The sequence below is a fragment of the Marinilactibacillus kalidii genome, assembly GCF_017599325.1.
In the GTDB taxonomy this organism is placed as follows: Bacteria; Bacillota; Bacilli; order Lactobacillales; family Carnobacteriaceae_A; genus Marinilactibacillus; species Marinilactibacillus kalidii.
Map to the genome: position 1 here is coordinate 91,929 of NZ_JAGFVM010000023.1, position 23,813 is coordinate 115,741.

The 23,813-nt window shown below is 39.8% G+C and carries 22 protein-coding genes and 1 rRNA gene; 17 read left to right on the forward strand and 6 right to left on the reverse strand.

Annotation, left to right across the window (positions count from 1 at the left end; genetic code table 11):
• Positions 1 to 47: 47 nt before the first annotated feature.
• The 5 genes from J5J05_RS05115 to J5J05_RS05135 form a co-directional block, all read right to left on the reverse strand.
• Positions 48 to 1,343, reverse strand: coding sequence for a Y-family DNA polymerase (locus tag J5J05_RS05115; RefSeq protein WP_208559593.1), 1,296 nt, complete (start codon positions 1,341 to 1,343; stop codon positions 48 to 50).
• 130 nt (positions 1,344 to 1,473) lie between these two features.
• Positions 1,474 to 1,911, reverse strand: coding sequence for an organic hydroperoxide resistance protein (locus J5J05_RS05120; protein WP_208559594.1), 438 nt, complete (start codon positions 1,909 to 1,911; stop codon positions 1,474 to 1,476).
• Positions 1,912 to 2,118: 207 nt separating this feature from the next.
• Positions 2,119 to 2,928 carry a sugar-phosphatase gene (gene yidA / locus J5J05_RS05125; protein WP_208559595.1) on the reverse strand — a complete coding sequence of 270 codons (810 nt, stop codon included), beginning with the start codon at positions 2,926 to 2,928 and terminating at the stop codon, positions 2,119 to 2,121.
• Positions 2,929 to 2,935: 7 nt separating this feature from the next.
• Positions 2,936 to 4,294 (reverse strand): HD domain-containing protein, encoded by a 1,359-nt coding sequence (locus J5J05_RS05130; RefSeq protein ID WP_208559596.1) that lies wholly within the window; start codon positions 4,292 to 4,294, stop codon positions 2,936 to 2,938.
• 92 nt (positions 4,295 to 4,386) lie between these two features.
• Positions 4,387 to 5,238, reverse strand: a complete 852-nt coding sequence (locus J5J05_RS05135) for a lipoate--protein ligase family protein (RefSeq protein ID WP_208559597.1) — start codon at positions 5,236 to 5,238, stop codon at positions 4,387 to 4,389.
• Positions 5,239 to 5,422: 184 nt separating this feature from the next.
• On the opposite strand from J5J05_RS05135, the gene J5J05_RS05140 reads away from it, so the two are divergent.
• The 15 genes from J5J05_RS05140 (at position 5,423) to J5J05_RS05210 (ending at position 20,210) form a co-directional block, all read left to right on the forward strand.
• Positions 5,423 to 5,866, forward strand: coding sequence for a YwiB family protein (locus J5J05_RS05140; protein WP_208559598.1), 444 nt, complete (start codon positions 5,423 to 5,425; stop codon positions 5,864 to 5,866).
• Between the two features lie 117 nt (positions 5,867 to 5,983).
• Entirely contained in the window at positions 5,984 to 6,571 is a 588-nt protein-coding gene (gene rpoE / locus J5J05_RS05145) for a DNA-directed RNA polymerase subunit delta (RefSeq protein ID WP_208559599.1), read from the forward strand.
• A gap of 316 nt (positions 6,572 to 6,887) precedes the next feature.
• Positions 6,888 to 8,498: a CTP synthase gene (locus J5J05_RS05150; RefSeq protein ID WP_208559600.1), complete on the forward strand. Its 1,611-nt coding sequence runs from the start codon at positions 6,888 to 6,890 to the stop codon at positions 8,496 to 8,498.
• A 198-nt stretch (positions 8,499 to 8,696) separates the two neighbouring features.
• Complete coding sequence (fba, locus tag J5J05_RS05155; RefSeq protein WP_208559601.1) at positions 8,697 to 9,554, forward strand: class II fructose-1,6-bisphosphate aldolase; 858 nt, start codon at positions 8,697 to 8,699, stop codon at positions 9,552 to 9,554.
• 189 nt (positions 9,555 to 9,743) lie between these two features.
• The gene (locus J5J05_RS05160) at positions 9,744 to 10,292 is read left to right on the forward strand and encodes a biotin transporter BioY (protein ID WP_208559602.1); all 549 of its coding nucleotides are present in this window, start codon (positions 9,744 to 9,746) and stop codon (positions 10,290 to 10,292) included.
• 71 nt (positions 10,293 to 10,363) lie between these two features.
• On the forward strand, positions 10,364 to 11,638 hold the full coding sequence (locus J5J05_RS05165) for a UDP-N-acetylglucosamine 1-carboxyvinyltransferase (protein ID WP_208559603.1): 1,275 nt from the start codon (positions 10,364 to 10,366) through the stop codon (positions 11,636 to 11,638).
• 36 nt (positions 11,639 to 11,674) lie between these two features.
• A complete protein-coding gene (gene rho, locus J5J05_RS05170; RefSeq protein WP_208559604.1) occupies positions 11,675 to 12,934 on the forward strand; it encodes a transcription termination factor Rho in 1,260 nt (419 codons plus the stop codon).
• A 212-nt stretch (positions 12,935 to 13,146) separates the two neighbouring features.
• Complete coding sequence (locus J5J05_RS05175) at positions 13,147 to 13,398, forward strand: type B 50S ribosomal protein L31 (RefSeq protein WP_208559605.1); 252 nt, start codon at positions 13,147 to 13,149, stop codon at positions 13,396 to 13,398.
• 247 nt (positions 13,399 to 13,645) lie between these two features.
• Positions 13,646 to 14,698, forward strand: coding sequence for a D-alanine--D-alanine ligase (locus J5J05_RS05180; RefSeq protein ID WP_208559606.1), 1,053 nt, complete (start codon positions 13,646 to 13,648; stop codon positions 14,696 to 14,698).
• Between the two features lie 60 nt (positions 14,699 to 14,758).
• On the forward strand, positions 14,759 to 16,135 hold the full coding sequence (locus J5J05_RS05185; RefSeq protein ID WP_208559607.1) for a UDP-N-acetylmuramoyl-tripeptide--D-alanyl-D-alanine ligase: 1,377 nt from the start codon (positions 14,759 to 14,761) through the stop codon (positions 16,133 to 16,135).
• A gap of 385 nt (positions 16,136 to 16,520) precedes the next feature.
• Entirely contained in the window at positions 16,521 to 18,023 is a 1,503-nt protein-coding gene (gene cshA, locus J5J05_RS05190; protein ID WP_279633294.1) for a degradosome RNA helicase CshA, read from the forward strand.
• Positions 18,024 to 18,236: 213 nt separating this feature from the next.
• Positions 18,237 to 18,593 carry a holo-ACP synthase gene (acpS, locus tag J5J05_RS05195; RefSeq protein WP_208559608.1) on the forward strand — a complete coding sequence of 119 codons (357 nt, stop codon included), beginning with the start codon at positions 18,237 to 18,239 and terminating at the stop codon, positions 18,591 to 18,593.
• A gap of 243 nt (positions 18,594 to 18,836) precedes the next feature.
• Positions 18,837 to 19,088, forward strand: coding sequence for a hypothetical protein (locus J5J05_RS05200; RefSeq protein ID WP_208559609.1), 252 nt, complete (start codon positions 18,837 to 18,839; stop codon positions 19,086 to 19,088).
• A gap of 91 nt (positions 19,089 to 19,179) precedes the next feature.
• Complete coding sequence (locus tag J5J05_RS05205) at positions 19,180 to 19,536, forward strand: type II toxin-antitoxin system PemK/MazF family toxin (RefSeq protein WP_208559610.1); 357 nt, start codon at positions 19,180 to 19,182, stop codon at positions 19,534 to 19,536.
• Positions 19,537 to 19,718: 182 nt separating this feature from the next.
• Positions 19,719 to 20,210, forward strand: a complete 492-nt coding sequence (locus tag J5J05_RS05210; protein WP_208559611.1) for a QueT transporter family protein — start codon at positions 19,719 to 19,721, stop codon at positions 20,208 to 20,210.
• A gap of 81 nt (positions 20,211 to 20,291) precedes the next feature.
• Here J5J05_RS05210 and cbpA read toward each other — a convergent pair whose 3' ends face one another.
• Positions 20,292 to 20,930 (reverse strand): cyclic di-AMP binding protein CbpA, encoded by a 639-nt coding sequence (gene cbpA / locus J5J05_RS05215; protein ID WP_208559612.1) that lies wholly within the window; start codon positions 20,928 to 20,930, stop codon positions 20,292 to 20,294.
• Between the two features lie 128 nt (positions 20,931 to 21,058).
• Between cbpA and J5J05_RS05220 the strand changes: the two genes are divergently transcribed.
• Positions 21,059 to 21,775, forward strand: coding sequence for an O-methyltransferase (locus J5J05_RS05220; protein ID WP_208559613.1), 717 nt, complete (start codon positions 21,059 to 21,061; stop codon positions 21,773 to 21,775).
• 422 nt (positions 21,776 to 22,197) lie between these two features.
• Positions 22,198 to 23,749: ribosomal RNA gene (locus J5J05_RS05225) — 16S ribosomal RNA — on the forward strand.
• The last annotated feature ends 64 nt before the right edge of the window (positions 23,750 to 23,813 follow it).

Genomic DNA, 23,813 nt, shown 5'->3' on the forward strand with positions numbered 1-23,813 from the left:
AACAGTCAGACAAGCATCCCTTGCTGGCGGTTCGAAGAGCAGGTTTTTTATTTGAGGATACCTGAGCGATGACCACCCAATAACTTTGCACGTTGCAAGGCCATACCGCCTTGAACAAGACTACTAGCGTGCAAAAGAGCGGTATAGCCATGTTGTTTTCGAATGTGATCAATCGTTTTATCCAGTTCTTCTCGGTCGATCAACTGTTGCGGTTCTTCAAACAAACTCAATTGAAGGGATTGTTTGGGCCTGATCGTACCAAAAGTAACATTGATGACGCGCACTGGCTTATAAGTATAGTGACGCTCAAATAGCAACAACAGAGAATGAATAATAACTTTAGAAGAATCAGTGGCCTCTATCAGCATTTGATGACTGAACCCTCTATCCTCAATATGTTTTGAATAGCCAAGACTGAGTTTGACTACGCTAGTTGTCGCACAGTGCCTACGAAGACGCATGGCGTTTTCTTCGGCCATTTCTCTGATGACGATCTCGACTTCGTGCTGATCCACATAATCACGATTAAGTATTTGATTTTTACTATAAGAAGTAGAGCTAGGCGTAAAGGTTTCTGATAAAAGTGTGCGGTCAATACCATGTGCGTGATAAAAGAGCTGTTCTCCAATGACACCGATCTTTTTCTTTAACTGACGGACATCGAACTGGGATAATTCGTAAATAGAGGTTATGCCCATTCGTTTTAAGCGGGCTTCTGTGCGAGCACCGATCCCCCAAAAATCAGATAGTGGATGAATGTGCCATACAGTGTCTTGAATGTCTTCGTAGCGCCAGTCCGCAATGAAATTCCGCTCTCGATCATCTTTTGCTGCGTGATCCAATGCTAATTTAGCTAAAAGCGGATTATCGCCAATACCGACAGTTACGACGAGATTCAATTCTTTCCAGACTAATTGTTGGATTTTTTTAGCAATTTCTTCGGTCGTTCCAAATAATCGGTGTGAATGTGTTACATCTAAAAATGATTCATCAATACTATAAACGAGTAAATCGTCGTTTGCGACAAACCGTTTAAAAATACTAAGGATTTCTATGTTTTTTTCCAAATAAAAAGCCATTCGTGGCTCTACGATTTGAATCTTTGAGTGACGAGGGAAGTCGAACACGCGCGAGCCCGTTTTGATCCCATAAGTTTGTTTTACCATCGGCGAAGAAGCGAGAACAAGCCCACCATTATTATCTGGTTTACTGACGACAGCGATATAGGCTTCGAGCGGATGTAGTTGGCGGTCGACAGCCTCAACCGAAGCAAAAAAAGATTTCACATCGATACAGAGAATATCTCGCCGAGGTTCGTTAGTATAATCCATCTTCTGAAGCATAAGCGTTTCTCCTTAAAGAATATATGTTTGGTTTAATTATAAGAACGTTTGTTCGAATAGTCAAGAAAAACCAATACAATAAAAAAAGGACTCAGACATGAAGCGTCTGAGTCCTGAAGAAAAGTTAGATTTATTTTCCAGCAACGTAAGGTACTGCGCTGATTTTTACATCAATGTTTCCCATAGTAGCTTTTGAGTAAGGGCAATAGTGGTGTGCTTTTTCAGCAAGTTCCTGAACATCCGCATCACTCATATCTTCAATGCCGACTTCGATTTCTACACTTAATTTGAATCCGCCGTCAGCTTGATCTTTCAATAAATGAACAGTCAAGGTTACCTGTGATTTATTATCGATTTTTTTCTCAGATTTATAATGATCAAGTGCAGAGTGATAACAAGCACTATAACCTAAAGCAAATAATTGCTCTGGATTCGTACCATTTCCATCTCCACCCATTTTTTTCGGTGTATCTACGTTGACCTCATAAGAACGATCCGGAGTATGACTTTCTCCATTACGAGCACCTGTATTGACTGCTGCTGTTGTATAAACTGGTTTGTCTGCCATGTTTCTTCCATCTCCCTTATCTTTTTGTCTAGACAAAGTATAACACTCATCATTTTAAGGATAAAACCAAACGATTATAGAATTAAATTACGTATACAAATTTATCCGCGAAACCGCTAATTATTAGGGAAAGAATCATGAAAAAAAGACTGAACTGATAACAATATCCGCATCAGTTCAGTCTTTTCTAAAATTTTATAGAGAATATTACAGTGCGAAATCACGAATAGCTTTTGCTACACCGTTCTCAGCGTTAGATGTCGTGAAAGCATCTGCTACATCTTTTACAACATCCTTGGCATTACCCATAGCCACACCAGTACCCGCATATTCAATCATGTGAACATCGTTACCACCGTCACCGATAGACATTACACGTTCACGAGGTATATTCAAACTATTTGCCAAGTCTTCTAGTGCGATGCCTTTATTGGCTTTCTTGTTTAAAAATTCCAAGAAAAACGGCTCGCTACGTAGAATGGTATACTTGTCCCACAACGCTTTTGGAAGTTGTGCAATCGCTGCTTCCAGTAACGGTTCTTCATCGATCATCATCATTTTATTGTAAGGCGTTTGGGCATCCATCTCTTCCGGTGCACTATAAAACAATGGTACTTCGTTGATAAAAGATTCCAAGACAGAGTATTTACCGATATTTTTGTTGGGGGTATAAATACCGTCGTTGCGGATCGCATGGAAGTGGACACCAGACTCACGAGCGGCTTTTTCTAAAGTACTATAATCGGCGTGTGTCATCGTATGTTGTGAAATGATTTCTTCTGTATCAGACTTCTGAACCAAAGCACCATTGTAAGTAATCACGTAGTCACCTTCGTTTTGAAGATCTAGTTCCTTCAAATACGCTGTTACACCAGGGTAAGGGCGTCCTGTACATAAGACGATTTTAATTCCAGCTTGTTTGGCTTCGTGGATTGCTTGTTTCACTTCTTCTGTCACTTTGCGTTCTGGGTTAAGCAAGGTTCCGTCCATATCAATTGCGATTAAATCTTTTTTCATGCCTCAATCATTCTCCACTTCTATTTTTATTCGGATCAACGATCCGGTCATTCACAATATATTGTTGAAAAGCATCGTAGTCATCTTGGAACATGCTGACTTCTTTATTGTCTGCCGGTTTTTCAAGTAATTCTTTCGGCACGAATAATCTATGATCGCCATGTAAATTTCCACTTAGCGAGCGTACGATCGGACTTGCTTCACTTAATTCAATCAGTGTGCCGTCAGCTTGCATCAAATGGATAGGCGTTTTACTTTTGAGTTTATAATCATAAGGTAAATCAGAACTACTGTTGGTACGAGTGAAAATCGTTTTATCGTAGTTTAATTTCCCGACGATGTCTCTTAATTCCTCAACAAGATGCTCATCTTTTCCTTTTTGATAAGAAAGAGATTTAAAGGGACGTCTGTTCAAAAACATCTTAGACAATTCACTGAGATAAGCATCTTCACTAGTCGTCCAAAGGTTGATCGCCGTTTGCAGAACGCCATCATCTAATCTCAGATAGTCTGAGAGTGTAGGAGTATCCTTGAAAAAGGGGTCAAGTAAAGGAAATGCTGGGAAAAGCTCACCTTGTTCGAAAAGCTGTTTTGCACGGTAAAGCAAACGGTCTAAGGTGACTTCCATTCCTCTAGAAGCAGGATGGAAATAGACTTGCATATACATTTGAAAACGACTGACGACATAATCTTCTACAGCATGCATGCCTTGATATTGAAAAGCAATGCCATCCTGATAAGGGCGAATCACCCTCAAAATACGTGATAAATCAAATGCACCATAGGTCGCACCGGTGAAGAAAGCGTCACGTTGAAGATAATCCATTCTATCTGCATCGATTTGACTGGAAATCAGTTGGACGACTTGTGGGTTGGCATGTTCTTTGGTAATAACGCTAGCAACCTGGTTAGGGAAGTCAGGTGAAACGCGACGAAGCACTTTGTGAATCTCTGTGCTCTCTGATAGGATAATATCCGTCGTGAAAGCTTCATGATCAGTGTCGAATATCTTTTCAAAGGTGTGAGAAAATGGTCCATGTCCAAGATCGTGCAATAGGGCAGCGCACAGCGTAACTAAACGCATATCTGCATCCCAATCGTCTGGATAATTCCGTTCAAACATGTCTACGATTTTTCGTGTGATCTCGTAAACACCGAGAGAATGAGAAAAACGAGAATGCTCTGCGCCGTGAAAAGTGAATTGTGCGGTGCCCAATTGTTTGATGCGACGAAGACGCTGGAATTCTTTGGTATCAATCAAATCTAGTATGAGTCGATGTCTTACGTGAATATAATCATGAACAGGGTCTTTGAAAACTTTCTCAAAGGGTAAACGGTCGATGCGTTCGAATTTATCTGCGCTCATAGGTGACTGTTTCCGCTGTAAAACAGTCGAAATAGTAGTGATTCGATCTGCGCGGTAAACAGAGACTCCTCTCTATCGGTCAATATAGTCCGTCATTTTTGTTTGTATTCGCCTAGTTTTTCATTTCTTTTGTTCATTTTTTCCATACCTTCAAAGTACTGTTGTTCTAAAAGCTGATCGTATTCGCCTAGTTGTAATTGTGGAACCCATTTTTGTAAGGTCATAGTCAGACTTTGTTTTACTTGAACAAGAGTGAGGGGCATACCGTATGCTTCCTCTAGGGTGGTCATAGAAGCGGGGCGTACGTCTGGGAAATGCCACTTTGTTTCAATATCAGCGAGCCCTTTTTGATAAAAGGAACGAATCAATTCACCACGTGCTTTTTGATTACCGGTTACGCTGAGATAAATCATGATCGCAATGCCGCCTTTGATACGGCGTTGAGAAATACCAGCAATTTTTCTGCCATCAATACTTAAATCGTAATCTCCCGGACAATAAGAGTCTGGAATTTCAATAGCATCAATCGTTTTACCATAATCTTTGAATGTTTCTTGAATCAGAGCGTGCATGCGCTCGTACCCTTCATTGATCGTGAGACGTCGATCGCCTTCTCGAAAAATCAGGGAAATGTTCAATACACCGGGATCACTGACAACAGCTAAACCTCCGGAATTTCGAACAACATAATCGTAATCTGATTGTATGAAGATGGAGAGTGCTTCTGTTAAAAAAGGCAACTTGGTATCCATCATTCCTAGAATAACGAGGGGTTCTGTGGACCAGAAATGTAGGACCGGTTGCTGTAGTCTAACAGCATATTCAATGAAGGCATCCGTCAAAGCAAAAGGAGAAGCTGGCGTCTGATCAAAAGGTGCAGATTCTGAATCGAATAGGATATAAGGTACTTCGTTTGGGAGTATGCGCGCATTTAATGGCGTCATGTAAAATCTTCCTTTAGTCATGATAGTTTTCTATAGAAACAGTATAACAAAGATTGTTTTTTTTGCCTACGCCGTAATAAAGAAAAGGAAGTGTGAGACGTCCCTCTGATTTTGTGATAAACTGAAAAGTATAGAATCAATCATTTATTGCCTAAGGGATTAGATGATGAAAGGAGAGTCAACTGTGCCTTCAAAAGAATTAGCGAATGGATTGCCGGCAGAGGTTATAATGGAGAGTTCATATGTGCAAAACGGAGAAACACACCACCATGTATTTGAAGAAAAAGGTCGAGTGGTTTATATGAACAACAGTTATTACATTAGATACGAAGAAAAATTTACAGGGGAAGCGGCTGTACCGGTTACGGTGAAAATCAATCCTAACGGAACGGTCAACTTAATTCGTAGAGGAGAGTTTCTTACAAGATTAACTTTCAACAGCGATGAAGTGACTGAAACGCAATATAAAACAGCAGCAGGCATCATGCCCATCAAGATTGATACACAAAACCTTAAAATCAGCTATTATGATCGACCGTTCGCTGGAAGAATGTCTGTCGACTATGCGCTTTATTTTAATGGAGAAAAATTGGGTTCTTACCAAATAAGATTGCGTTTTACGACGTGATAAGGTAGTATAAACTGGATGCCGTAAATAGAAGTACGCTTAAGAAGTTTAATAGCGGTAGTCTGACAATCATCACTTATAAATAAAATGAGCATAGACAAGAAAGGTCGTGTGGGTTTGGAACTCAAACAATTCGATGGACAATCAAAAGATGAATTAGCAATGGTAGACGTAGCACACGCTATTTTAGAAAATACTGGACAAGTATCTAATTACAATGATTTACTTGTGCAAGTTGCAGAGTACTTGAACATCGGTGATGCTGAATTAGAAGCAGAGATGATTCAATTTTATACAGACTTGAATATTGATGGTCGTTTCATTTCTTTAGGTTCTAACCGCTGGGGACTACGTGGCTGGTATCCAATCGATTCAATCGATGAAGAAATCACACACGACAATGATGAAGAAGATGAAAAACCACGCCGTAGAAAACGTAAAGGATTCGACGACGAAATTGAAGTCTTCGAAGATGAAGATGTTGAAGAAGACGATGACGAAGAAGATGTTGTTGAATTCGGTGATCGTGTCGCTGTAGATGAGCACGGTGTAATGGTCGATGACGAAGATGAAGAAAATCTTGGCGAGTACAAAGAAGATCTTGAAGATCTAGGTGATGACGATGAAGAAGATGAAAACATCGCTGGACTTTCTGTAGTCGACGATGAAGATGTATTAGGCGACGATGACGAGGAAGACGAATAAAAAAGTTTTCGCTAAACGTTAGTTTGTTTAAAAAGAACGCTATGTGAAAACAGAAAAAGTTCTTGACGAACATGTGCCGAGTCTATATCATATTTATTGGGCACCCTAAGAGGCAATCTGCAAACTTTTAACTAAAAGGGAGTAGAACGTCTTAGTAGGGCAGAGCGGAATACAACATATATCAAGCTCCCTATTCTTATTTAGAATGGGGAGCTTTCTCTTTTTTAGAGAGACGAGTGGAAACGTCTGATAGGCAATGAACGTACGGCGCAAGACTGCACTGAACTTTCCCGAACAGCATATAGGAGGCATTTTAATGACAAAATATATTTTCGTAACAGGTGGCGTTGTTTCTTCAATTGGTAAAGGTATCGCAGCGGCATCGCTAGGAAGATTGTTGAAAAACAGAGGATTAAAAGTCACGATTCAAAAATTTGATCCGTATATCAACGTGGATCCAGGAACGATGAGTCCATACCAGCACGGTGAGGTTTTTGTAACAGATGATGGTGCTGAGACAGATTTGGATTTAGGCCATTACGAGCGTTTCATCGATATCAATTTGAACCAATACTCCAATGTAACGACAGGGAAGGTTTATTCTGAAGTATTAAATAAAGAAAGACGCGGGGACTATTTAGGTGCGACCGTGCAAGTTATTCCGCATATTACAAATGAGATCAAGCAAAAGATCATGCGTGCTGCACAAACGACAGATTCAGATATTATCATTACTGAAGTTGGCGGAACTGTGGGTGATATCGAATCTCTTCCATTCTTGGAAGCACTTCGTCAAATGAAGAGTGAGGTAGGATCAGACAACGTGATGTACATCCATACTACGTTGATCCCTTATCTAAAAGCGGCAGGAGAAATGAAGACAAAACCGACTCAGCACAGTGTAAAAGAATTACGCAGTCTAGGCATCCAGCCAAACTTACTGATTGTGAGAACAGAGTATCCACTTGATCAACATACAAAAGATAAACTGGCTTTATTTACGGATGTCGATTCTAAAGCGGTCATTGAGTCGCTTGATGTTGAAACCCTTTATACGATTCCATTGAATCTTCAGAAACAACACATGGATCAAATCGTCGTGGATCATTTGAAACTAGATGTTCCTCAAGCTGATATGACTGAGTGGAAGAAATTAGAAGAAAAAGTACAAAACCTGAAATACACAACACGTGTAGCCATCGTTGGAAAATATGTAGAATTACCGGATGCTTATTTATCAGTAGTAGAAGCATTGAAACACGCAGGTTATGCTGTTGACTCTGATATTGAAATCAAGTGGGTGAATGCTGAGAAATTAGCACCTTCTGAATTGATGAGTCAATTAGAAGATGTAGATGGTATTTTAGTACCTGGAGGATTCGGTTCAAGAGGTCTTGAAGGGAAATTACTTGCCATCCAACATGCGAGAGAAAACAAGATTCCTTACTTCGGTATCTGTTTAGGTATGCAATTAGCAACAATTGAATATGCACGTAACGTTGCTATGATCGAAGGAGCGGGTTCAGCGGAAGTTGATCCAACGATTGAACATAACATTATCGATTTGATGCCTGATCAAAAAGACGTTGTTGAAATGGGCGGTACGCTTAGACTGGGTCTGTACCCATGTAAATTAGAAAAAAATACAGTGACAGCAGCAGCTTACGATAATCAAGAAGTGGTTCAAGAGCGTCACAGACATCGCTATGAATTTAATAATGAATATAGAGAAATCTTAGAAGAAAAAGGACTTGTCTTCTCAGGTGTTTCTCCAGATAATCGTTTAGTGGAAATCATTGAAGTTCCGGATCACCCATTCTTTGTTGGTTGCCAGTTCCATCCTGAATTTATCTCAAGACCCGATAGACCACAACCATTATTTGCAGCATTTGTAGAAAAATCGCTTGAAAATGCGCTTAGCAAATAAATGGCGAACCGATTAAAATTTTGAAAAGAGTCTAATCGAAATAAAATCAGATAAAGTCATAGCAGCAAGTTGATAGAAAAACCCGTCGAATTCTCTATATTTGACTAGTTTTATTTGTGAATTTTGTATATAATGTAGTGGAAACCGATAATCAAACCTCGGTTTAAAAGTGCGAAAATTTTGAGGAGGAACAAATACATGACTCGTTTAGTGAGTATGACAGAAATGTTGAACAAAGCTTTAGACGGTAAATATGCTGTAGGCCAATTCAACATCAACAACTTAGAATGGATTCAAGCTATTCTAACAGCAGCTAAAGAAGAAAAATCTCCAGTAATCCTAGGAGTTTCTGAAGGTGCAGCAAAATACATGGGCGGATTTACAGTTGTAACAGCAATGGTTAATGCTTTGATGGAAGAAATGGACATCACTGTACCTGTAGCAGTTCACTTGGATCACGGTTCTTCATTAGAAACATGTACAGCAGCAATCGATGCTGGATTTTCTTCAGTAATGATCGATAATTCTAAATTCCCGATCACTGAAAACATTGAAGCAACTAAAAAAGTTGTTGAATATGCACATGCTAAAGGTGTTTCTGTTGAAGCCGAAGTTGGATCTGTTGGCGGAAACGAAGATGGCGTTATCGGTAACGTAAATTATGCTGATGCTGAAGAATGTAAACGTATGGTAACTGAAGCGAAAATCGATGCTTTAGCAGCTGCGCTTGGTTCAGTTCACGGAGACTATGTTGGCGAACCTCAACTAGGTTTTGACGAAATGAAAGAAATTTCTGAATTAACTGGTGCACCACTAGTATTACACGGTGGATCTGGTATTCCAACACACCAAATCAAAAAAGCAATCGAATATGGTCACACTAAAATCAACGTGAATACTGAATTACAACAAGTTTGGACTAAACGTACGCGTGAAGTTCTAGCTAACGATGATAAAGTTTACGATCCACGTAAAGTTATCGGACCCGGTAAAGAAAATATCACTGCAACAACTAAAGCTAAAATGCAAGAATTCGGTTCATCTAACCAAGGTTAATCGAATCCTTTCAATAAAAATAACAGATAAAACGACGGCTGAGTGATCAGGCGTCGTTTTACCGTTTTACATAGTGATGAACAGGTGATTGCAAGACCATATCATTCTTACTTTTAATATTGTATTACAGAACTTTATTGTTTATACTTATCTGTGTTTTAAACTATTAACTTGGCAAAGGAGATCCCTTTGAAAAACTATTCAACTAAAGACCTCATGCAAATAGCCTTACTAACATCGATGCTCTCTGTCGCATCTGTTTTTATCATTCCCATTGGACCAGTCCCAATCACATTGCAAGTTTTCTTTTTCTTACTGATTCCCGCACTAGTGGGTAAGATAAAAGGTGCCCTGACAATCACGCTTTATATGATATTAGGATTGATTGGTTTTCCAGTGTTCGCAGGTGGATCAGGTGGGTTCCAAAGCCTATTATCTCCAGCCTTCGGATATATCATCGGCGCCATATTCGTCAGTTTAGTGGTGGGAAGATTGCACCAGAAGAAAGCAAGCAGTATAGAAATAATCGGGACGATGTTCGTTGGGATTATGGTATTGTACCTCATTGGTATGACTTACCAGTTCGTCATTATGAATCAAGTTCTCGGAACAGCGATTTCGTGGCAGTCAATCATGTTAACGAATTTGACGGCTTTCTTGCCCATTGATATGGTCAAAGCATTTACAGCAGGGATCGTCTACCAAAGATTAGAAGCTGTTTTACCACATACTGTTTAAGTAACCATCAGCAGAAATAAAGATTCGTATAATCAAATAATTTTTTAAAAGAGAGGCTTGTATAAGTAGCTATGAAAAAAATATTGATAAACGGTGGAAACAAATTAACCGGAGAAGTAACGATATCGGGCGCTAAAAATAGTGCAGTCGCATTGATACCAGCAGCTATATTAGCAGATTCGCCTGTAACATTAGAAGGCGTTCCGAATATACAAGATGTCCATTCATTGATTGAAATTCTAAACCAAATGAACGTTAAAACAGACTTTGATGGTTCAACACTTGTGATTGATCCGTCTGAAATGGTCTCTATACCGATGCCAAGTGGGAAAATCAAAAGTCTGCGTGCATCATACTACTTCATGGGCGCACTTCTGACAAAATTTGGTCAAGGTGTCGTCGGACTACCCGGCGGTTGCTTTTTAGGACCGCGACCAATCGATCAACATTTAAAAGGCTTCCGTTCGTTGGGTGCTTCTGTTGAAAATGAATTAGGCGCGATGTACCTAAAAACAGATGAATCCGGATTGACAGCATCAAGAATTTACTTCGATGTTGTTTCTATCGGCGCAACAATCAATGTAATGCTAGCGGCTGTAAAAGCCAAAGGCAGAACGATCATTGAAAATGCTGCACGCGAACCTGAGATTATTGACGTCGCAACGCTATTGAATAATATGGGTGCAAAAATAAGAGGTGCCGGAACAGATATCATCCGAATCGATGGGGTAGAAGAGATGCACGGATGTCGTCATACCGTTATCCCGGATCGCATTGAAGCGGGAACTTACTTGATCATGGCAGCAGCAGCAGGTAAAGATATTCTTGTGAAAAATGTCATCGTAGAACATATTGAAGGGCTCATTGCGAAAATGGATGAAATGGGTGTTCCGATGGAAATCGGAGAAGACTCTGTCCGCGTATCGGAACCGACTGGTAAGTTAAAAGGTGTGTCCATCAAAACACTTCCTTATCCAGGCTTTGCGACAGACTTGCAACAACCGTTCACGCCATTATTGATGATGGCAGAAGGAAACTCAACAATCGTAGATACAATTTATCCTAAGCGCGTAAAACACATTCCCGAATTGAACCGTATGGGTGCAGAAGCGCGTGTAACGAGTGATACTATCTTGATTGAAGGGCAGTCAAAACTAGATGGTGCTCAAGTAGAAGCTAGTGATCTGAGAGCCGGCGCTTGTTTAATGATTGCCGGTTTGATTGCGAATGGTGAAACTGAGATTACTGGTGTGGAGAATATCTTGCGTGGCTATTCACACATTATTGAAAAGATGACAGCACTTGGTGCAGATATCCGTATGGAAGAAATAGAAGTAACAGAATAACGTAAAAAATGGTATGTACGAATAGGGGAAACAATAGTGGCAAATTTTTTGACATTTGATGATTTACAACAAAAAACATTAAAAGAAATCTATGAGTTAGCTAAAAACTTGAAAATTCCAAAGTATAGTCAGATGAACAAAAAAGAATTGTCGCTGGCTGTCTTGCGTGCGCAAGAAGAAAAACAAGGCTATTTCCAAGTGTCTGGTGTACTGGATAAAATCTATACACAAGATTTTGGTTTTCTTCGACCTATCAATTATTCGCATAGTAATGAAGATATTTACATTTCAGCTTCTCAGATGACGCGTTTCGGATTGCGCAATGGGGATAAAATCACTGGGACAGCGAGACCGCCCAAATCTGGCGAGCGTTATTATGGATTGATGAACGTCCGTCAGGTAAATGGTAAAGATCCGGAAGAAGCGCGAGAAAGACCGCATTTTCCAGCATTGACACCACTATATCCAGATAGAAGAATCAACCTTGAATCAGAACCTAAGGAACTTTCTGCAAGAATGCTTGATTTAATTGCACCTATCGGATTTGGTCAACGTGGTTTGATTGTTGCACCACCAAAAGTAGGGAAAACGACGATTTTGAAAGAAATCGCCAATGGTATTAAACAAAACCATCCAGAAGTTGAATTAATTGTATTGCTGATTGATGAACGTCCCGAAGAAGTGACGGATCTTGAGCGTAGTATAGACGGAGAAGTGGTGCATTCTACATTTGATCAGCAGCCGCAAAACCATGTGAAAGTGAGTGAACTCGTCCTCGAGCGTGCGCGTAGATTAGTAGAAGACAAGAGAGATGTCGTCATTTTGATGGATAGTATCACCAGACTAGCGCGTGCGTATAATCTTGTAGAACAACCTAGTGGTCGTACATTGAGTGGTGGGATCGATCCAGCGGCACTTTATCGTCCGAAGCGATTCTTCGGATCAGCCAGAAATGTTGAAGAAGGCGGTAGTTTAACTATCGTAGCAACAGCATTGGTTGATACGGGTAGTCGAATGGATGATGTTATCTACGAAGAATTCAAAGGTACTGGAAATATGGAACTACACCTATCAAGAGAACTTGCAGAGAGAAGAATCTATCCGGCGATTGATATCAAGCGATCAAGTACGCGTAAAGAAGATATGTTGCTGACCAAAGAGCAATATGAAGCAGTCTATAAGTTAAGACGCGGCATGCGTAATGATACCCTTGAATATACCGACCAGTTTATCAAAACGCTTAGTAGGTATAAAAGAAATGATCAGTTTGTTCAAAAAATGTTACAACAGAAATAAAAAAGTAGCTTGAGACGTGAGCAATCATTTTACAGTATTCTCTAAAAAATGATTGCAACAACCAGTCAATCGTGCTATTATATTTAATGTTGCATACAAACTAAAAGTGGGGAAGAGTGTCTGCCTATAATGGTTAGACAATCCGAAGCATTTTATGATAGAAGACAACTATGAGATCGCAGAGATTTCATGGCACAAGGAGTGAAAACAATATGAAAAAAGAAATCCACCCAACATATCATCAAGTCGTTTTTATGGACACTACTACAGGATTTAAATTCTTGTCAGGGTCTACTAAAGCATCTAACGAAACAGTTGAATGGGAAGACGGAAAAGAATATCCATTAATTCGTATGGAGATTACTTCTGACTCACATCCATTTTACACTGGTCGTCAAAAATTTGCGCAAGCAGATGGACGTATCGACCGTTTCAACAAAAAATACGGTATGGACGAAGCGTAAATCGTCTGTTAAAAAAGCTCTGGCTATCCAGAGCTTTTTTTATTTGCACATTTTCAGTATAACAAAAGTGTACATATATTCACGGTCATTGGATAGATAGTCGATAAATAAACAAGTGTATTTTTCTATAATCCTTTCAAAGTTTAGTTGTTATGTCAGTCGTTTGTTGCTAAAATAATCGTTAGAACATCTTACCAGTATTTGAGTGAAACAAGAAAAATGAATCACTATTAAAGGAGAAAATCTGATGAATATATTCCTGATTTACGGAGGGAAAAGTGCTGAACATGATATTTCTATTTTATCAGCGTACGCTATCCTGAAAGAAATTTATTATAATTACTACACAGTAACCCCAGTCTTTATTACACGTGAAGGTAAGTGGTTGCGAGGACAAGACATTAAAGATCCAAGCCAATTGACTTCTGAGAAAGATCTGATTTTTAAAGATGAAGCTAATGAGCTTTCATTTAGCGATATGCCTAAAGATCAATCAATCGTCTTTCCGGTATTGCACGGTCCAAATGGAGAAGATGGAACAGTACAAGGATTATTTGAAGTTCTAGGCATTCCATATGTAGGATCTGGGGTATTAGCGAGTGCTACAGGAATGGATAAGATCATCAGTAAAATTCTCTTTCAAGAAGCAGGGTTACCAATCGTTCCTTACTATGAAGTGAGAGTGAATGACTGGCGAGTAAACAAAGAAGCTGTTGTTGAAGAAACTGAAAGACAGTTACCTTACCCCATGTTTATCAAACCCTCTAATATGGGATCAAGTGTCGGCATTACGCAAGCCAATAATAGCGAAGAACTGATTAAGGCAATTGAAAAAGCGTTTGAATATGATAGAAGAGTTTTAGTGGAACAAGGTATTGAAGCGAGAGAAATCGAAGTGGCTGTTTTGGGTAATGAAGATGTGAATACTTCTGTGCCGGGAGAGTTAGTGAAAGAGCAGCAGTTCTACGATTATGAATCTAAATACCTGACAAATGAAGTCATTCCTCAAATTCCAGCACAAGTACCTGAAGAGGTTACGAATAAACTGAGAGAATATGCTGCAAAAGCATTTATGGCAATTGATGGTAGTGGCCTAACGCGCGTCGATTTTTTCCTGACACCGGAAAATGAAATCTATATCAACGAAGTGAATACCTTCCCTGGTTTTACGGAGTATAGTATGTATCCAAGACTATGGGAAAATACAGGACTTGCTTACGGTGATCTGATAGAAGAGCTCATTCAATTAGGACTACATCGTTTCAAAGCCAGACAAGGCCAAGCCTTGAAAGATCGTTAAAAATCGTTAAAAAAATACGCTCGATAATCTAATCGAGAAACATAGATTGGGGAGAACAATATGACGAAATGGATGTTAAAAGAAATAGCTGAAGCCACCCAAGGCGTTGTTTACTACGCTGAAGATGAAACAGTGAAAATCGAAGAAGTCTCTTTTGATTCTAGAAACCTTTCTGAAGGCAGTCTATTTGTACCTTTAGTAGCCGAACGTAATGGACATGAATATATCCAGAGTGCCATTGAAAATGGAGCAAGTGCAACCTTCTGGAGTGATCCAATTGAAGAAGCGCCAAAAGATATTCCAGTAATTCTCGTAAGGGATACATTGATTGCACTACAGTCACTAGCTAAGTGGTATCTGAAAAAGGTGAATCCAAAGGTTATTGGCGTAACAGGAAGTAATGGTAAAACCACAACTAAAGACATGATTGAAGCAGTCGCTTCTGCCAGTTATAAAACACATAAAACAGTAGGGAATTTTAATAATCATATTGGATTACCATACACCATATTGGAAATGCCAGAAGAAACTGAAGTCGTTGTTCTTGAGATGGGCATGAGTCAGGCTCAAGAAATTCATGTGTTATCCGTAATGGCCGAACCAGATATTGCGGTAATCACTATGATTGGAGAATCGCACATTGAGTTCTTTGGTTCAAGATCAGGCATTGCTGATGCCAAGCTCGAAATTACAGACGGACTGAAATCAGAAGGTGTATTGATATATCCAAGAGAAGAACCTCTGTTGTCAGAACGTGTAGAAAAGATGTCAGGATTCAGAACGCGGACATTTGGGAAGTCATCGAAAGAAGATCTTTATGCAGTAGAAGTCGTTTCAGAAATGAGAACGACTAAATTCTCTGTGAACCTTTCTCCAGATCTGACGATCACGCTACCTACTCCAGGCGAATACAATGTACAAAATGCATTGGCTGCGCTAGCTGTGGGGTTAGAATTAGGGATTGAAGTAGAGACATGTGCGAAACAATTGGAACAGTTCCAATTAACCAAAAATCGTTTGGAATGGATAGAAGGGTTTAATGGGGCGCAACTGTTGAATGATGCTTATAACGCTAGTCCTTCATCAATGAAAGCCGTGTTAAATTATTTTTCTACAATTGACGTAGATGGACGAAAAATCGTTGTATTAGGAGATATTCTAGAACTAGGAACTCTTTCAGAACAACTTCATTTAGATGTTGCGAAAGCTATTGACGCAGCATCGATTGATCAGCTCGTTCTTTATGGAGAAGAAATGGGCATAGTCTATGAAACAGTTAAAGATCAGTTCAGTTTAGAAACAATCAGACATTTCTCAGGAGATAAACAACCGATGATTGACTATTTGAGAAAAACGATTCAATCAAACGATACTGTCTTACTGAAATCTAGCTTAGGAACAGGCATTTTGAATGTAGTCAACGATTTGAAAAAATAGGTCATATAAAACGTATTCATTTAATTTATCCACTGATGTAGTTGAAAATTAAAACTATGCATGCTATGATGTCTGTTGAGCAACGGTTCGATATTGTTCGATTTTGCTTTCATTAGCGGAATACTAATTCAAAGTAAATGATTTTTAATTAAATATGAGTCAAGAAGAATTTAAAACCCTGGTGTTTCGCATCGAGCGTTTCGTATACGAACATTAGGGTATTTATGTGAAAAAGAAACGACGAACTACCCTCATTGAATCTAGAGGCGATAAGTTTCTTTTAAGTAGTGCCAACCTATTGAACGGTATGCGTTCACTTTAAGGCATTACTCCTTGGCTCCACAGTAAAATAGAAGCCAAGGAAAACAATAGGAGGAATTATTTTTTGAAATTTAGCGAATTAAACATAGCACCAGAAATATTGAAATCAGTAGAGGGTATGGGATTTGAAGAAACGACCCCAATCCAAGAACAAACAATACCTTTAGCCTTAGAAGGCAAAGATGTTATTGGACAAGCACAAACAGGTACAGGTAAAACGGCTGCGTTTGGTATTCCGATGTTACAAAAAATCGACCCAAGCAACCGTAACGTACAAGGTTTGATTATCGCACCAACGCGTGAGTTAGCTATCCAGACACAAGAAGAAATTTTCCGTTTAAGCAAAGATAAACGCGTACGTGTAACATGCGTTTACGGTGGAGCGGATATCAGAAGACAGATCAAACAAATTAAAGGTGGCGCGCAAATCGTCGTTGGTACGCCTGGACGTTTATTAGATCATATTAGACGTAAAACATTGAAACTAGATCAAGTTGAAACGCTTGTATTAGATGAAGCGGATGAAATGCTGAACATGGGATTCATCGAAGATATTGAATCTATCATCAGCGAAGTACCTTCAGAGCGTCAAACACTCTTGTTCTCAGCAACAATGCCTACACCAATCAAGCGTATTGCTGAACGTTTCATGAAATCACCTGAAACAGTTAAAATCAAAACAAAAACCTTATCTGCTGCAACAATCGAGCAGTACTTTACTAAAGCACGTGATAATGAGAAGTTTGATATTTTGACTCGTTTAATCGATGTTCAAAACCCAACTTCAGCTATCATTTTTGGTAGAACGAAGCGTCGTGTTGACGAACTAGCTAAAGGTCTTGAAATGCGCGGATACCAAGCTGAAGGAATCCACGGAGACCTTTCTCAAAGTAAACGTATGAGCGTATTGAGTGACTTTAAAAAAGGAAAAATGGATATCTTAGTTGCAACGGATGTTGCTGCACGTGGATTAGACGTTTCAGGTTTAACACATGTTTATAACTATGACATTCCTCAAGATCCTGAAAGTTATGTTCACCGTATCGGACGTACTGGTCGTGCTGGTGAAAAAGGTGTTTCTGTAACGTTTGTAACACCACAAGAGATGGGTTATTTACGTACAATCGAAAACCTAACCAAGCAAGAAATTTCTTCTCTTCGTCCACCTACTAACGACGAAGCTATTGAAAGCCAATTAGAAACTGCTATGGAAGATATCCGTAAAACAATCGTAGAAAACGGTTTGGATAAATACCACAATGCAGCTGAAAAGTTGTTGAGCGCATATTCTTCTGAGGACATCGCAGCAGCTTTAGTTAAGTCTATGATTAAAGATTCTACTGAAGTACCTGTAACGATCACACCTCAAAGACCACTTCCGAACAAAGACCGTAAACGTAGTGGTGGCGGAAATAGAGGCGGTAATCGTAGTAGAAATAACCGTAGTGGAAGTAGCAACAACAAACGTACAAACAGACGTGGTGACGGTAAAGGACGCAGTGAAAACGGCGGACGTCGTAACAATTACCGTAAGGATCGCGGAAGCAGCACTAAAGGAAATAGCTAAAAATCAAGTTGAGAAGGGGTCCAGAAATGGATCCCTTTTTTAGATTATACGCATTTATTACTGATGAGAAATAAATGCATATGAACTAGAGGCTGATTGGGATTAGTAGGGTGACGGTCATAGAGCTTATGTATGACTTTTCCCAAAGGTTCTGGTACTATTGTATTCGAACAAGTAGAAAAGAAATAAGCATGTTTGTAAGCGAGGGATTGCATGATTGTAGGCATTGGATTGGATATAGTTGATATTTCAAGAATTAGTGAAGCGAGTGAAAAGAGAGAAAGCTTTCCCTCACGTGTTTTAACGCAAAATGAACTTCAAGTTTATGAAAAGTTGAAGGGTACGCGTAGAGATGAATTTCTTGCCGGAAGGTTTTCAGCTAAAGAGGCCTTTTCCAAAGCGTTGGGCACGGGGATTGGTAAAGTCGGTTTCCACGACATCGAGATACTGAATAGTGCTTCTGGTAAGCCTGAGATTACGCTGTCCCCATTTGCCGGTAATGCTTGGGTCACCATTACGCATACGAATAATGTAGCGGCAGCACAGGTGATATTAGAAAAAACTTCTTAATAAGTTCGATGTGAAATGATCATATGGTCATGAAATCGTCACAAACGATAGAATTGACCGGTTTTAATGCAAGGTCTTTCATGATAAACTTAACCTTAAGATAGTAATTTGCACGATTCATTCCTAAATGGATCCAACATACTGAACATTGGCCAGTCTTGCTGAATGGAGCAGTCTCGCTCAAATGATTTAATCAGGACTTGGAATAGAGTAGGTAGCGATAATCTTTTGGAGGGCACAATCATGGAAGAGCAGCGCAACAAGAAAATGATTATTGAGTTAGATCAATCAGTTTATGAAGACTTAGTCGAGTTCTGTGTGGAAACAAATGTTGAGAAAACGGAACTGATGTCACAAATGGTAAATTATTGTATCAAAGAGAGTATGAATAAAATGGATGCCATGCGGAAAGGATATGCTGAAATGGCTAACATCAATTTAGAGATATGCTCTGAGTTCGATGGATGCGAAAGCGAAGCACATTATCATATCTGAAAAAGGAATGTTACATGCGATGAAGTAGGAGTCATTGAGGGTCGCATGCAGCAAACTTTTCCAAAAAGGTACCTTCGAGGAGAAAAAGCCTATGGTTAAGCGGGGAGATATTTATTATGCGGATCTATCACCAGTCGTTGGTTCGGAGCAAGGTGGAATGAGGCCAGTCTTGATCATTCAGAACAACGTTGGTAATAAGTATAGTCCGACTGTTATCGTTGCAGCGATTACAACGAAGATTCAAAAAGGCAAAATGCCTACGCATATTGAAGTAGGTGCTGATCAAGGACTTGAGAAAAATTCTGTTGTACTACTAGAACAGATAAGAACAATCGACAAACAGAGGCTCCGAGATAAAGTGACGCATTTAAATGCGAATATTATGGACTCTGTAGACGAAGCGTTATCTATCAGTGTAGGTCTTTCAAACAAATACAAACATATTTGATTAAAACGATCCTAATTACTTAGTAGAAAAGAGGGTATCCCTTTATGGATACCCTCTTTTTTCGCGTTTTCAAAAAAATATTGCAACCATGTATGTAATCGTGATAAACTACTAAACGTTGTCTAACAACCGTGGTTCGAGAGCGCCAACCCACGTTATCAAAAACTAGGAGGAAATCATTTATGAAAACAAAACAATGGGTATTGAATGCAATTGTCGGTGCCTTGTATGTCGTAATTACACTTATTATTGCACCATTGGGATTTGGAGCAGTTCAAATCCGACTATCAGAAATGCTGAATCATTTAGTTACCTTTGACAAAAAGTATGCTTATGGAATCGGAATTGGTGTGATTATCGCCAATGTTATCCTATCTCCATTCGGTGTATACGATTGGATACTTGGGGGTGGCCATACGATTGTTTCCTTTATCGTTATCATTTTACTGACTAGAAAGATGACATCAGTCAAGAAGAAAATGTTAGTCAATACAATCGTATTTTCATTTTTTACCTTCATGATCGCCTTTTTACTATTGATGTTCGACGCAGATCAAGCATTTTGGATTGTTTATGCATCTCTGTTCGTCAGTCAATTTGTAACCATGGCAATTGGTATTCCGCTCATGCTTTATTTAGATAGTAAAATTAATTTTAGACAACAAATGAACTAATTGATGAACAAAACGGGCGTAAAAAAGCAGTGTCTCTGGTAAAAGAGACACTGCTTTTTGTATGAACACTGATGAATAAGATTAGTCGTTATGCAAATCTTCAGTACCGACAACTTTAAAACCTTTACGATTTAAGTGAGCGATCAATTCTTCTAATGTCTTTTCTGAAAGTCCAGGTTCTAGAGTCATGATAGTACGGCGAACCATATTTTCACGTTTGACATCTAGCGTAATACAACTCATGATAGAACAGTAGCGATTGATAATCTTCGTCATAGACGTTAGATCTCCTTTTTGACCAGGTGTTGCAATGGTCAAAACATAACTACCTTGATCAATACTCCAAGATTGTTCAAGCAAATCAATTAATGAACTGTGCGTTAAAATACCATAGAAGTGGTTGTTCTCATCAAGTACAGTAATATAAGGCAAATCTTTGATCATGAAGAAAATTTTGAAAAATGAAGAATTCAAATGCACATACTTTGTTGCATTTTTCAGTAAGTGTGTAACAGGAAGGCTCATATCTCCGCCGTTAGCTTTATGACGATAGATATGCATCTTGTAAATATTTCCACGGAAGATTTTGCCACTTTCATCAAGTACTGGCACGCAACGATAACCCGTTTCTTCTAAAAGCTCGATTGATTCTTGTAGCGTTGCTTCTTCAGAAATGGTGTTAACAACATTCTTTGGTACAGATAACTGTTTAATCAACATAATTATTGGCTCCTTCTCATATAACTTTCTCTATTCTCACATTATAATTATAACAGATAACTACTTGGAGAAATACCTAAATACGTGTAAAATATAATGGAAATTCCTAAAAGAAAGCCGAGGACAATATGCATAAAATAAATGAAATGATGGATCGCCCAGTTGTAATAGAAGAAGTAAGAGATTTTTTAAGAACAGCACAGAAGCAATTAGATGGGAAACTGGGAACAATAGAAAAAGAAGCCAACGAAAAACGGGTGCCGATTATTCCTCATGAGACAGTCGCATTTTTCGTATGGCTATTTGGACAAATCAAACCGAAAGAAATTTTAGAAATTGGTACAGCGATTGGATTTTCAGCCGGATTAATGGCGCAACATATGGAAAAGAATGGTAAAATCACTACAATCGACCGTAACCCTGTGATGCTTGAAAAAGCAAAAGTAAATTTTAAGACACTCGGCATAGAAGATCGTATTACGTTATTAGAAGGTCAAGCAGATGAGTGGCTAGCGAAACTTGAAAAGAATCGATATGATTTTATCTTTATGGATAGCGCTAAAGCAAAGTATTATGATTTCTTCCCCGATTGTATGCGTGTTTTAAAAGATGGTGGAGTCTTAGCGGTAGATGATGTGCTTCAAGGTGGTACAATATTAGAGGATGTAAAGGATATTCCAAGACGAAGAAGAAAGATTCATAAAAAGTTAAATGCTTTTTTAGAAATTGTTCTTGATCATCCTGCGCTCGAAACAACTTTATTGCCACTGGGTGACGGCTTATTATTGATTACTAAAAAAGAAACGGCAGATTTCTCGTTTATGAAAGAAGTCGAAGCTCAATAAAGGTAATTTTATAAAAGTTGGTATATCAACCTTTTTATGTATTACATCAAAAAAAATTGAAAAAAATATAAAAATCTATTGACGAGATCGATTCTAACTGGTAAAGTATAAAACGTTGCTGATAACGAAACGCAGTTATAAAGAATTGATCTTTTCAACTGATTCGCATTTGCAATCAAAAAAATAAATTTAAAAATTTGTTGACATCTTCGACACGATGATGTAACATAGTATGAGTCGACAAGTTGAGTTGACGTTCGCAAGAACGGCTTAACCAGTAGGCTAAACGATTGATCTTTGAAAACTGAACAAAGTAAAAACAACCAAATGTGCAGGGGTCTTCGATTCATTTATGAATCAAGACAACTAAACGAATGAACAAGGTTCATTCACAATTTTTATCAATGAGCAAGTCAAACACTTAAAACGAGAGTTTGATCCTGGCTCAGGACGAACGCTGGCGGTATGCCTAATACATGCAAGTCGAACGATGAAGCTCTCTGCTTGCAGAGAGTGGATTAGTGGCGAACGGGTGAGTAACACGTGGGTAACCTGCCCATAAGAGGGGGATAACATTCGGAAACGGATGCTAATACCGCATATGTCTTTGAGACGCCTGTCTCTTAGACGAAAGGTGGCTTCGGCTGCCGCTTATGGATGGACCCGCGGCGTATTAGCTAGTTGGTGAGGTAATGGCTCACCAAGGCATTGATACGTAGCCGACCTGAGAGGGTGATCGGCCACACTGGGACTGAGACACGGCCCAGACTCCTACGGGAGGCAGCAGTAGGGAATCTTCCACAATGGGTGAAAACCTGATGGAGCAATACCGCGTGAGTGAAGAAGGTCTTCGGATCGTAAAGCTCTGTTGTTAGAGAAGAACAAGTCGGGTAGTAACTGCCCCGACCTTGACGGTATCTAACCAGAAAGTCACGGCTAACTACGTGCCAGCAGCCGCGGTAATACGTAGGTGACAAGCGTTGTCCGGATTTATTGGGCGTAAAGCGAGCGCAGGCGGTCTTTTAAGTCTGATGTGAAAGCCCACGGCTCAACCGTGGAGGGTCATTGGAAACTGGAAGACTTGAATGCAGAAGAGGAAAGTGGAATTCCATGTGTAGCGGTGAAATGCGTAGATATATGGAGGAACACCAGTGGCGAAGGCGACTTTCTGGTCTGTAATTGACGCTGAGGCTCGAAAGCGTGGGGAGCGAACAGGATTAGATACCCTGGTAGTCCACGCCGTAAACGATGAGTGCTAAGTGTTGGAGGGTTTCCGCCCTTCAGTGCTGGAGCTAACGCATTAAGCACTCCGCCTGGGGAGTACGGCCGCAAGGCTGAAACTCAAAGGAATTGACGGGGACCCGCACAAGCGGTGGAGCATGTGGTTTAATTCGAAGCAACGCGAAGAACCTTACCAGGTCTTGACATCCTCTGAACACTCTAGAGATAGAGCTTTCCCTTCGGGGACAGAGTGACAGGTGGTGCATGGTTGTCGTCAGCTCGTGTCGTGAGATGTTGGGTTAAGTCCCGTAACGAGCGCAACCCCTATTGTTAGTTGCCAGCATTTAGTTGGGCACTCTAGCGAGACTGCCGGTGATAAACCGGAGGAAGGCGGGGATGACGTCAAATCATCATGCCCCTTATGACCTGGGCTACACACGTGCTACAATGGATGGTACAACGAGTTGCGAGACCGCGAGGTTTAGCTAATCTCCTAAAGCCATTCTCAGTTCGGATTGCAGGCTGCAACTCGCCTGCATGAAGCTGGAATCGCTAGTAATCGCGGATCAGAACGCCGCGGTGAATACGTTCCCGGGTCTTGTACACACCGCCCGTCACACCACGAGAGTCTGTAACACCCGAAGTCGGTAGGGTAACCCTTTTGGGAGCCAGCCGCCGAAGGTGGGATGGATGATTGGGGTGAAGTCGTAACAAGGTAGCCGTATCGGAAGGTGCGGCTGGATCACCTCCTTTCTAAGGATATTGCCTTAAGGGCAAACGGAACCTTGCACAGGTATTTTACTTTGTTTAGTTTTGA